The organism is Chryseobacterium sp. RU33C (assembly GCF_900156015.1).
GTDB classification, from domain to species: Bacteria; Bacteroidota; Bacteroidia; order Flavobacteriales; family Weeksellaceae; genus Chryseobacterium; species Chryseobacterium candidae.
Map to the genome: position 1 here is coordinate 1 of NZ_FTMT01000004.1, position 12247 is coordinate 12247.

Consider the following 12247-nt stretch of genomic DNA (forward strand, 5'->3'; position numbering starts at 1 on the left):
GTTCTCAACCAATTTATGCTTATTTTTGAAGAAAGGCTCAGATTATAAAATCCAAGCCCTGACTTTTTAACTTACACACTTTGTGGGATAGTGTCAAAATAAATCACTTCAGTTCTTCTTCAATACAAGGAATATCCCTCCTCAGACATCCCATCTTCCTTCCCACAATCAATTTTTAACCTCTTCAGACTTTATAATCCTATTATTTTTTTATAAATCTATTTTTATATTCAATTCCATCTGTGCTCTTAGAAACAATGATATAATTCCCCGGTACCAGACCGCTTACATCAATCGCCTGATTATATCTGTGATCTACTTTCTTAAGGACAAGTTTTCCGGACATATCAATGATGATAACTTCCTTATAGATTTTATCCGATTCTTTCCCAATATAAAGATGCTGTGCAGTAGGATTAGGATAAATTTTCAGAGTATTATCTTTCATTTTTGTCTCTCCTGTTCCCAAATTGCTGCAGAACTCCCAATCTCCGAAATTCAGTTCTACAAATGCAAACGGATCTAACATCTCACACTGATCCGGACAATATTCCGTACAGGCATAAAATCCGTATTTCCCTGAACTTGTTGCAACATAGGTATCTCCTACTACTCCCGGGATAATACAAGGATCTCCCATCGCCGGCGGATTACTGCCTGGCACACATCTGAACCAGGTATGTTTACCATATACAACAGGAAAAATATTATCAAACTGTACAGAAGCTCCGTTGCAGACATTCACTGTTCCTCCATTTTCCTGATACGTACCCGGTGTATAAGTAGTCATCATCGCCGGCAGCCCATATACAAAGCCATCTGCAAACGCTGCAGGACTTTCTGCTGTACAGTCACCTTCAGAAACGACTACTTTAAAATAATTCAGCTGATCACTACCACTAATGATTAATTGCTGTGAAGCAGCTCCCGGAATGGCGACCCATGGGTTGTTATTGGGTGTCTGCCAGGTCCATTCCTGTTTGTACCACTGATAAGTTGCATAAGTCTGTGTAGTGGAAAGAATTTCATCTTCCGTATTACAGAATAAAATCGTTCCGGGATATTTTTGCCCAAGTCTAGCACTGGTAATTGTAGGAGTACATTGTGCTTTTATATTCAAAATACCGAATAGTAAAACCACTAAAAAAATTAGTTTTGTTTTCATATATAGATTATTAAGTTTGGTGTTGCAAAAATGGTCTGCCTTAATCCAGCAGTACTCGTATTCCGAATTTCATATTAAATTGAAGAGGTTTTTCTTTGTAAATGGTATTAGGAGCATTTTCTTCTTTAAAATGATATCCGATTCCCGGTTCTGCATAAATTCCGACCTTATCAATGATTTTCAGCTGAAGGCCTACCGCCGTATTCACAGAAAACTGGAAAGGTTTTGGCTCCAGGCGTTCCTTTGAGGATTCTTTTATCTCATCATTCACAACATACGTTGTTGTAATATTACCTGCTACTGGTTTTTCCACCAGAGCCCCACCTGTAATATATCCTGTAAATTTTCCTTTTTGAATGATATTATAATTAATCTGTACAGGAATTCCTATATAATGAACTGTCTGATCTCCTTTTATATAATTATTACCACTTCCGGAATGCAGTTCAGAAGAAAGTTTGGTATAATTCAGTCCTGTTCCTATTCCCCATCTTTTCCCCCAATTATAGTAAACGGAAAGCCCAAACGTTACCGGTACTTTATGCCTTATTCTCGCTTCTACGTGCTGACTTTGATTGGCCAGTAAAATGGCTTTCAGAGGATCATCATGATATTCAGAAGTAGTCCATACCTGTTCAACATTCATTGCTTTTCCAGTAATTGAAGCATATCCCGGAAACTGCTGTTCTGCAGAATTGGAAGCCATATTGCCTGTAAGCATACCCAGCATCCATGATTTTTTGTCTCTGGATTTTTGGGTATGATGCGCTGTATGTTCGGCGTATACTTCTTTTATTTTCTCCTGCTTAAAAAGCACCTCATCATTTTTGTTTTCTACAACCGGTTCTTTCACTGTATCATCAACAGGAGATGTTTTCTGGGTGATCTTATTTTCCTGCTGAAAAGACTCCGCTACTGTCGGAAACTTGAAGACATCCTGGTTTTTATGATTGCTTCCAGCATGATTTTCTGCTCTATTACGAGCATATCTTTGTGTCAACATTTTCTCCGGAACGGCGTTATTCAATGTGCTATTTTCAGCCAAAAAAACATCTATTTTTGATTGGCCTTCACTGCCTGAAATATTCTCAGTTTCTGTAGTTTTTAAATATTCTTTTTCCTTTTCTCCTTTCACATCTGCCGGTTTCTGAGACAGAGCTTTTCCAGTATCATTCCGGGGCAGTATTTTGATCAGCAAAAACAATAAAGCAATGGCCGCTGCAATCCCTCCAACGCGATAAAATATGGATCTGTTTCCCGCATTTGTTCCCTTTTCTTTCTTTGTTCCACCTTCAGGAACTTCAGGAATAAATCCGGGAATGCTGTTGTTTTCTTCTCCGGAAAATAATTCATCTTTAATGTCATCCCACAACCCTTCCGGAACGTCCTCTTCATGGTCATCCATTCTGCTTCGCAGATTATTTAGCCATTCGTTATTCATATTGTGCTTTTTTTGACATTTTAAATTCTTTTATTTTCCGGGCAAGCAGCCCTTTCGCTCTGTGAAACTGTGATGCAGATGATTTTTCTGCAATTCCGAGCAGCACGGCAATTTCTTTATGGCTTTTTTTCTCAAATACGAACAGGTTAAAAACAGTTCTGTAGCCATCAGGAAGAGCTCTGATCATCATCATAATATCATCACGGGGGATTTCTTCAAAATCCGGTTCTTCTTCATTAGGAATATCCGGAAGGTCATCTACTTCTACAGCAGATTTAAAGTCTCCTTTCTGTTTAATATGCTTCAGGGATTCATTGACTGTAATACGGGTCATCCAGGCTTTTAAAGAACCATTACCTCTATACTCAAAAGATTCTATCGAACGGAACATTTTGATAAAACTGTTTTGAAGCACATCATGAACATCTTCTTTTTCTGCCACATAACGGGAGCACACATAAGACAGATTTCCGGAATAAGCCCCAAAAAGCTCTTTCCAGGCAGCCTCTTCCTTTTTCAGAAGGTGCTTTACCAAAATCTGTTCTTTACTTTCTTCCATATGATGCAACTGCCTCCGTATCCACCGGGATGTTATAAAACCGTCAAGCAAAAACAGATTGCATCTTTTTAATAAAGCGCAATCCATTGATGATACTAACTATTCATTAATTTTTTATACAGAACGGAAAATTATAATCGATCACTTCATAAGGAGTAACCACTGTTCCGTCTACTGTAATTTTGTCTGCTGTGAGCGCATATCTGAGCGTTCTATCCATCCCTACATAATATCCTTTTTGCTTAGAAACGAATTCCACAACTGTCTTTTTATTCACTCCGTCTACCGGAATCTGAAGCTCCATTGTTTTTGGGGTAAGGGTAAGCTCTATCACATTATTTGCGGTATTGATCACTGCTGCATATTTAATATCATAGTTCACCTTTCCCATTGATTTCATGGCATTTTCTGCTTTTGCAGGATCCTTTACGACTGTTTTTACAATTTCACTTATTGGAAATTCGGCAAAAGAGATCGTATCTTTCTTTACTTTGAATTCTTTTATTCCTTCTCTTTTGGTATTTCCCTGTACAATAATCAGTTTTCCTTTATAGTTCCCTGGTAATTCTTCCATTTTTACAGGTGGAATGTCCGGTCCATCGTTATCATTACATGAGAATAAGGCTAATCCTGCCAAAACCATTAAAACTGTCATAAAAAATCGGGGTACTGTTAATTTTTTCATTGCATTACATTTTCGTTAAACATTAATTATTTTCGAGTACTCATCTATATAAATCCTGTTTTCTGAAAATCTTGCATACTTTTTTATAAAAAAGTATAAAAATTTCATAACCGATTGATTTTGTGAATGTAAAATTTCATCACTTTATTGCAAATTCTGTACCTGTTGTAAAAATTGAGTTGTATTGATGCCTCAAAACAGCAAAAAGGAAACTACATAACATAGTTTCCTTTATTATTTTTAAGGTATATTTTACTGTACTCCGCCGCCAAGTGCCCTGTAAAGATCTACCTCAGCATTTAATTTTTCAAGGGTAACGTTGATGGTTTCCAGATCATTCTGAAGTTTATTGTTCTGGGCGGTAATAACTTCCAGATAGGTTGCCATACCACTTTTATACAGCTTCAGTGCATCATTGATTCCTTTGTCCAGAATGGCTGTTCTCTGTTCTAAGAGCTGCAGTCTTTCTGAAGAACCTTCAGATTTCGCCATAGCATCGGAAACCTCTCCCACGGCAGTCATTACAGATTGCTTAAAATTGATGGCTGCTTTTTCCTGTTCAATCAAAGCTGTTTCGTAAGCTGTTTTCAGTTCTTTTTTCTGAAAAATCGGGGCAGCAAGATTGGCAGCAACCGCTTTGGTAATAGATCCGGGAATATCAAACCAGGAGCTGAACTTATTGGAATTGACTCCTATTTGCGGGCTAAGACTGATACTTGGATACATAGCTGCTTTTGCCAGTCCGGTTTTGGAGTTTAAGCTGATCACGTTGAACTCTGCCATTTTCAGATCTGGTCTTCGGCTCAGCAGCTGTGCCGGTAATCCTTCAGACAATCTGTTTTCAGGAATCATTGTTTTAAGGTTTCCTTCTCTTTCTACTTTTGCCGGATATTCTCCACAAAGAATACTCAACGCATTTTCCTGTATAGAAATATTCTGTTTTGCCAAAGGGATCAGCAGCTCGGCTGTTTTCTTCTGTGCTTCCGATTGCTGAACGGCCAATGAATTAATCTGTCCTGCTTTAAACTGAAGGTTCATCATTGTAAGCGTGTTATTGCTTAACTCAATATTTTGTTCTGCTATTTTCAGTTGTTCGTCCAGACTGATCAGATTATAATAAGCCTGAGCTACCTGAACTACGATTCTGCTTTTGATGGCATTTAAATTTTCTTTTTGCCCAAAATATTCTGCTGCTGCGGATTCTTTCTGCATTTTAGCTTTTCCCCAAATGTCTACTTCCCAGGAAAGCCTCAGGGCAGCACTGAAATCATCTATGTATTTTGTTCCCACAAACTGTTCGTTCAGAGATCCGTTAAGCGTATTGGCAGATGCCCAGCTTCTGTTTGCTCCTGCAGTGAAGTCCAGTGTTGGCATCAGACCCAGCTTAGCCTGTTTATAGATCAAATCTAGCTGTTCTATGTTTTTCAAAGCGACATTTACTTCGTTGTTTCTTGAAAGGGCCTTATCTATTAAGCCAATCAGTTTGGAATCTTTGAAGAACGTTTTCCACGGAAGCACTACAGTATCTCCTGTTACCTGTACAGATTCTTTGTAGGTTCCGGGAATCTGAAGATCTGTTCTTGTATATTTTTTTCCTACGGCACAAGACATCAGCAGTGATGCCATTGCGCCTGAAATAAGGAAATTCTTTATATTAAATATTCTCATTGGTCAATTGATTTTCTATCGTATTATACTTCTTTTTGGCAGAGAACTTCTCATCCAGATACTGAAAGAACATGTAGAGTACAGGAATTACAAAAACACCTAAAACCACTCCGCTCAACATTCCCATGGCAGCACTTGTACTGATGGATTTATTTCCTGAAGCCATTCCTCCTGTAGAAATCATCAGCGGAATCATTCCGGCAATAAAAGCTAGTGAAGTCATGATAATGGGACGTAATCTCGCCTTTGCTCCTTCCAATGCAGAATCCAGAATGGAAAGCCCTGCTTTTCGCCTTTGTATGGCAAATTCTACAATCAGGATCGCGTTTTTGGCCAAAAGCCCGATAAGCATGATCAATCCCACCTGTACATAGATATTATTATCCAGCCCGATTGCTTTTATTCCTAAGAATGCTCCTACAATTCCTGTTGGGATGGAAAGCATTACGGCCAGAGGAAGAATATAACTTTCATATTGAGCTGCCAGCAACAGATATACAAAAAGCAAACACAGTCCAAAGATGGCAATCGTCTGATTTCCTGCTGATTTTTCTTCCAGACTCAAGCCTGTCCACTCATAACTGTAGTCAGATGGCAATTTGCTTAAGGTTTGTTCCAGTTTCCCCATCAACTCTCCGTTACTTACTCCGGGTTTTGGTGATACGTTGATATTTAATGAGTTGTAAAGGTTATAACGCTGAACGGATTCCGGACCGTAGACTTTTTTCAAAGTGATTAATGTATTTACCGGTACCATATCTCCTTTTTCATTCTTTACGAAAATATCGTTGAACGCCTGCTCATCCATTCTGAAAACTCCGTCCGCTTTAATATTCACTCTGTAAAACTTCCCGAATCTTGAGAAATTCTGAGACTGATCTCCTGAGAAATAGGTCTGAACGGTTCCCAACAGGTTTGAAATACTTACTCCCAATTGTTTTGCTTTATCTTCATTTACTTCAAGCTCCATCTGAGGATAATCTGCCCTGAACATGGTGTAGGCAAATGCCACTTCCGGAACCTGCATCAGCTGGCCAATCAGTTCATCGGCTTTGGCTTTAAGAACCTGAGGATCTCTTCCCATACGGTCCTGAAGCACTATTTCTGCGTCATTTGTCATTCCGTATCCTTCTACCGGAGGCATTCTGAAAGTCATTACACTTCCTTCTTTAATCACGCCCAATTTTGCAGTTGCCATATCTACCACTTCCTGAATATCCTGAACTTCGCCTCTTTCTTTTTTAGGTTTCAGCTTAACAAATCCCATCGCATACGCGGGTCCAGCACTGTTGCTAAGAAGGTTATATCCTGTAATGGAAGTATTTTCCTGAACGGCATCTACTCCTTTTAAGATTTTATTGATCTTGTTGGAAACTTCTGTCGTTTTGGTCAATGCTGTCCCGGGAGGCATGCTTAAAGTGTACATAAAGAATCCGTCATCTTCCATTGGTACAAAACTTTTAGGGGTGCTTGACATCAGCCAGCCAGCAACACCGATAACGGCTACAATTAATCCTCCTGCAATCCATTTTCTTCCTATTAAGAAACGGACTCCTTTTGCATAACGGTTAGTCATATTATTAAACCCTGCATTGAATGCTACCGCAAATCTTTGCCTGAATCCTTTTGGTTTCTCTCCTTCTCCTGCATGGTTATTTTTCAAAAATACCGCACATAAAGCCGGAGTTAACGTCAATGCATTGACCGCTGAAATGATAATGGCAATTGCTAATGTATAGGCAAACTGCTTATAGAATAACCCTGCTGAACCTGACATAAATCCGATTGGAATAAATACTGCCGACATCACCAATGTGATTGAAATAACCGCTCCTGTAATCTCACTCATCGCCTTGTGAGTAGCCTCTCTACCTGAAAGGTCTGTCCCTTCCATATTACTGTGGACAGCTTCTACCACTACAATAGCATCATCCACCACAATACCGATGGCCAGAACAAGGGCAAAAAGCGTCAAGACATTAATGGTGAATCCTAAGACCAGAAGGAAGAAGAAAGTACCGATAATCGCCACCGGAACGGCCACTGCAGGAATAATGGTAGATCTGAAATCCTGTAAGAAGATAAATACGACAATAAATACAAGAATAAATGCTTCTATCAAAGTAGATTTCACCTGTCCTGTAGCTTCATCCAATCTTTCTTTGGTACTCATTACCTTTGTGTATTTAATACCCGGAGGGAATGATTTTGATAACTGGTCAAGGGCTTTGTTTACGCCTATCTCAATCTGATTGGCATTGGATCCTGTAGTCTGCATGATCGCAACAGTAACCGCATTTTTCCCATTGGAAAGGTTATCTCCCGTATTTGAAATGGCTCCGAATTCCACACGGGCCACATCTTTTAACCTGATGACCTGACTTCCGGTATTTTTAACAATAATATTTTCATATTGTTCCGGCTTGTTCTTTTTTCCTTTATAACGGATCACATATTCTAAAGCAGCATCGGATTCTTCTCCCAATTTACCGGGAGCGGATTCCAAACTGTGGTCTGCAATCGCTCTGGAAACATCTGCCGGTTCAAGCCCGTACGATGACATTTTCTGAGGGTTAAGCCATATTCTCATGGAATAATCTTTAATCCCGAATACCATGGCCTGTCCTACTCCTTTTACCCTTTTGACCTGTGGAATAAGGTTGATATTCGCGTAGTTCTGAAGGAAGGTTTCATCATATTGTTTATTATCTTCAGTATAAATATTGAAAATCAGCACCATACTGTTCTGCTGCTTGGAGGTGGTCAATCCCATTCTCACTACCTCCTGCGGAAGTATCGGGGTAGCCTGCTGTACTCTGTTTTGTACGTTTACCGCTGCCTGATCGGCATTCACTCCCTGTTTGAATATAATGGAGATGGAAAATGTACCATCATTACTTGCTGTGGATTTCATGTATTCCATGTCTTCCACTCCATTAATCTGCTCTTCCAGCGGAGTTACCACGGAACGGATCACGGTTTCACTGTTTCCTCCGGGATACGATCCTGAAACGGTGATGGTAGGCGGAGAAATGTCCGGAAATCTGGTTACCGCCAGCTGGTTTAATCCTATAATCCCTAAAATAACAATAATAAGGGATATTACCGTCGCCAGTACAGGACGGTCTATGATCTTTTTTAACATTTTTCGAATTTTCTAAGAATGGTTATACAACTATTTCAAAGGAACTGTTGTCGCCACAACCTGCGCTCCGTCTGTAAGAGCATCAATTCTGTTAATGGCAATCTTATCTCCTGCATTCACTCCTTCTTTGATAAAATAATCCTGCGATGTACTTCCTGAAACGGTAATCTGAGTCATTTTTACTTTATCCTTACCATTCAGTTTATAGACAAAGAATCTGTCCTGAATATCTTTCACGGATGTTTTCGGAAGTTTAACCACACCATTTAAGACATTGTGAATCATCACTCTGGCTGTTCCTCCGGCTCTCAATAATTTATCCGGATTTTGAAAAACGGCTTTCATCTGAATACTTCCGGTATTTCTGTCGAAGTTTCCGCTGGCATGTTCAAGTTTTCCTTTAAGAGAATAGGTGGAACCGTCTGCCAGAATAAGCTCTACATTTTCTGTAGTATTTCCTGATCCTGCAGCTCTGCTGTGGGCAATAAAATCAGCTTCATTCATTGAGAAATACACATTCACGCTGTTTATGCTTGAAAGTGTTGTCAAAGGAGAAGCATCAGACGGACTGATGAGGTTTCCTGCTCTGTTTGGAATCCTTCCTATGTACCCACTCACCGGTGCTTTGATGTAGGTAAAACTGGCGTTGATCTTTGATGATCCCAATGATGACTGTGCCTGTGCAACCTGTGCTGAAGCTGCTTTATAATTTGCCTGTGCGGTTTTCAGCTGCATATCGGAAACTACTTTTCCTTCTACCAGAGGTTTCAGTTTTTCTACTTCAAGTTTTGCTGTTTCCTGTGCAGCCAACGCTGATTTCAAGGCTGCTTCGTTGGTATTTACCTGCTCATTGTATACGGATGGGCTTATTCTGAAAAGGGTCTGTCCTTTGCTTACATACTGTCCTTCTTTGATATATACGGCTTCCAGATATCCTGTTACCTGTGCTTTGATATCTACATTGTCCTGCCCTTCTATGCTTCCCGGATATCCTGTAGACACCTCTGCATCTCCGGATTTTACCTGGATAAAATCTGTAGGCAATGCCTGTTGCATCTGCTGAGCATTTTCCTGGCCGTTCCCGGAGCCGCATGAATACAATATCGCTGCAGCTGTAAGTGAAAGTACCAGATATCCTTTTCTGTAATTCATAACATTGGTTTTTAAATTTTACAGGAGCAAAATAACTTCATCTTATGGTGATATTCATTCAGAAGTTGGGTGAAGTGTCATTAATCGCAGGTGAAACGTATGATAGGAAAAATGAAAGGAAAGAAGCTATTTTCCTTTATAATTATGATAAAAAAGAGATTTTCATGTGGAAATAAGAGTGAAATTATTAAGGATAAACTAATGGATTTCACAAGTAAAACGAAAAAGAGGGTGTCTCAAAAGTGTCATTCTGAACACAGACTGAAAGTCTGCGAACGAAGTTCATAAATGTAGTGAAGAATCTCATGTATTTGGATATTAATGAGATTCTTCCTTCGTCAGAATGACATAGGTCAAATTATTTGACTTTTGAGACAGTCTTGTCTGTATTTTTATGAAATTAATAATCCATCCAGGATTTGAAAATGGAAGCTTTTTCTCTGCTTACAATGACTTCCATCTCAGGGTGTTTCCTCAGTTCCAGTTTTAATTTTCCATTAAAATGATTAAAAATCTGCTTTACGGAATTGATATGAATGATAAATTGTCTGTTGGCGCGGAAAAAGAATTTAGGATCCAACTGTTTTTCAAGTTCTTCAAGGGTTTGCGGAACATTCTCAACGACTCCGGTATTCAGCATGGCTTTGCTGATTCCCAATTCGGTATAGAAGTATAGGATGTCTTCCGCCAAAACGGTTTTATATCCGTCTCTATGGGCAATCAGAAAACGTTTTCTGTAGTCTTTAGGCTGGATATAATTAAGAAGTCCTTCAATAGCTGTTCCTACTACCGGAACGGCTTCCATAAAGGTCTCGTAGCGTTTTAAAGCAGCATCCAGTTCTTCTTCCTCGATAGGTTTCAGAAGGTAATCTACACTGTTGTATTTGAATGCCTGTACTGCATATTCATCATAGGCTGTGGTGAATATGACTGCACTTTTAACTTCATGCTTATTAAATATTTCAAAGCTGAGGCCATCGGCAAGGCGTACATCCATCATGATCACGTCCGGAACGACATTATTTTCCAGCCAGTGTACTGTTGAGGTTATTGAATCTTCCACGGACAGGATTTCAATATGGGGTCTTAATTTCAACAACAGTCTTTTTAATCTGTCTGCATTGGGTCTTTCGTCTTCAACGATTAAAACTTTATTAATCTTCATATCAATGGGAGTTTTACAATAAATTTATCTTCAGTTTTTTCGATTACAGGTTTAGGATATCCTAAGATTTCGTATCGTGCAACAATATTGGTAAGTCCTACTCCTGAGGAATCCGGCTTATTGATTAAAGGCAGAAATGTATTAGAAACTACCAGTTCTCCTTCCTGGTTTGTATAAACGTGAATTTCCAAAGGATTTACCTTTGAAGTCTGGTTATGTTTAATGGCATTTTCAACCAACAATTGTAAAGACAGCGGAAGGGTAAATCTGGACCTGTATTCTTCCTGAATATCTATTTTGAATATAACGCCTTCACCTATTCTTTTTTCAATCAGAAAGATGTAGGATTCTAAAAACTTCAATTCCTCTTCTACTGCGATTATGTCTTTTTTGGAATTAACCAGCAGATACCGGTATACTCTCGCAAATTTCTCGGAATAATCGTAACCTAACTGTTGATCTTCCAGAATAAGCTCAGACAGAACACTTAAGTTATTGAAAATAAAATGGGGATCTATCTGAAGCTTAAGCGCCTGAAGTTCTGCCGCCATGGCTGCCTGTTTATGTTTGGAAGCTCTCAGTTTGTGCTGGGCAGCTTCTACTGCTGTTTTTTTCCAGTTTTCCAATAAATAATCAACGGTATTAAACGCGCTGATAATCAACGATATGACAATATTAGTTGCAATCCATTGTCCCAGAAGTGTATATTCTTTGCGGGTATCCATCTCAGGTAATGTGACTGAAGTACCGTCTACGATTGCATTAATAATAATCACAATCAAAACACTTCCCACGATCTGAAGCAAACATTGGATGAACAATCGCTTTATGGTCCTGTTTCTCCAGGGAAGCCACTTATTGAGTGTTCTGTCTATAAATATACTTACCTCCGAAATAATGATTGAAAAAAAGATAATCCATGTAGCATCTTCCAGAATCATCTTTAGCGGAGCATCCAGATAGCCTTTCCAAACGGGATCAAAGGGATCGATAAGGTAAGAGAAAACACAGAAGGTAACCACTGCAACCGCCCAGATCACCAGCCTTCTTTTCATGGTGGAAAGAATCTTCTTATTCCGTACTATATTTTTTCTGATGGTAGAAATCCTATTCATATCCGGGACTTTATGAATGTAAATATAGAAATAGATTTTCTATGAGTATCTTCTATTTTAGACGAGACCGCCAAAACGATACCTGAAACGTAAAATAGCAGCGTTAAAATGAATGTGACGGTTCATCACCTGAAAAAGACATTTCATCATCA

Annotated in this window: 10 protein-coding genes; 1 reads left to right on the forward strand and 9 read right to left on the reverse strand. The window is 39.1% G+C overall.

Going from position 1 to position 12247, the window contains the following annotated elements:
• Positions 1 to 202: 202 nt before the first annotated feature.
• From BW946_RS04790 to BW946_RS04820, 7 genes are all read right to left on the reverse strand, one after another.
• On the reverse strand, positions 203 to 1165 hold the full coding sequence (locus BW946_RS04790) for a T9SS type A sorting domain-containing protein (RefSeq protein WP_076595082.1): 963 nt from the start codon (positions 1163 to 1165) through the stop codon (positions 203 to 205).
• A gap of 40 nt (positions 1166 to 1205) precedes the next feature.
• Complete coding sequence (locus tag BW946_RS04795) at positions 1206 to 2606, reverse strand: porin family protein (protein WP_076595083.1); 1401 nt, start codon at positions 2604 to 2606, stop codon at positions 1206 to 1208.
• Positions 2599 to 3165: an RNA polymerase sigma factor gene (locus BW946_RS04800; RefSeq protein ID WP_076595084.1), complete on the reverse strand. Its 567-nt coding sequence runs from the start codon at positions 3163 to 3165 to the stop codon at positions 2599 to 2601. The genes BW946_RS04795 and BW946_RS04800 overlap by 8 nt, the downstream gene beginning before the upstream one ends.
• Positions 3166 to 3271: 106 nt before the next feature.
• Entirely contained in the window at positions 3272 to 3850 is a 579-nt protein-coding gene (locus tag BW946_RS04805) for a DUF4840 domain-containing protein (RefSeq protein WP_076595085.1), read from the reverse strand.
• A 252-nt stretch (positions 3851 to 4102) separates the two neighbouring features.
• Positions 4103 to 5518 carry an efflux transporter outer membrane subunit gene (locus tag BW946_RS04810; RefSeq protein WP_076595086.1) on the reverse strand — a complete coding sequence of 472 codons (1416 nt, stop codon included), beginning with the start codon at positions 5516 to 5518 and terminating at the stop codon, positions 4103 to 4105.
• Positions 5505 to 8663, reverse strand: coding sequence for an efflux RND transporter permease subunit (locus BW946_RS04815; protein ID WP_076595087.1), 3159 nt, complete (start codon positions 8661 to 8663; stop codon positions 5505 to 5507). Before BW946_RS04815 ends, BW946_RS04810 begins: the two co-directional genes overlap by 14 nt.
• Before the next feature lie 30 nt (positions 8664 to 8693).
• A complete protein-coding gene (locus BW946_RS04820) occupies positions 8694 to 9815 on the reverse strand; it encodes an efflux RND transporter periplasmic adaptor subunit (RefSeq protein WP_076595088.1) in 1122 nt (373 codons plus the stop codon).
• A 44-nt stretch (positions 9816 to 9859) separates the two neighbouring features.
• On the opposite strand from BW946_RS04820, the gene BW946_RS21775 reads away from it, so the two are divergent.
• Positions 9860 to 9991, forward strand: a complete 132-nt coding sequence (locus BW946_RS21775) for a hypothetical protein (RefSeq protein WP_262484559.1) — start codon at positions 9860 to 9862, stop codon at positions 9989 to 9991.
• A 224-nt stretch (positions 9992 to 10215) separates the two neighbouring features.
• On the opposite strand, the gene BW946_RS04825 is transcribed toward BW946_RS21775, so the two are convergent.
• Positions 10216 to 10980, reverse strand: a complete 765-nt coding sequence (locus BW946_RS04825; RefSeq protein ID WP_076595089.1) for a LytR/AlgR family response regulator transcription factor — start codon at positions 10978 to 10980, stop codon at positions 10216 to 10218.
• The gene (locus tag BW946_RS04830) at positions 10977 to 12095 is read right to left on the reverse strand and encodes a sensor histidine kinase (protein ID WP_076595090.1); all 1119 of its coding nucleotides are present in this window, start codon (positions 12093 to 12095) and stop codon (positions 10977 to 10979) included. The genes BW946_RS04825 and BW946_RS04830 overlap by 4 nt, the downstream gene beginning before the upstream one ends.
• Between the last annotated feature and the right edge of the window lie 152 nt (positions 12096 to 12247).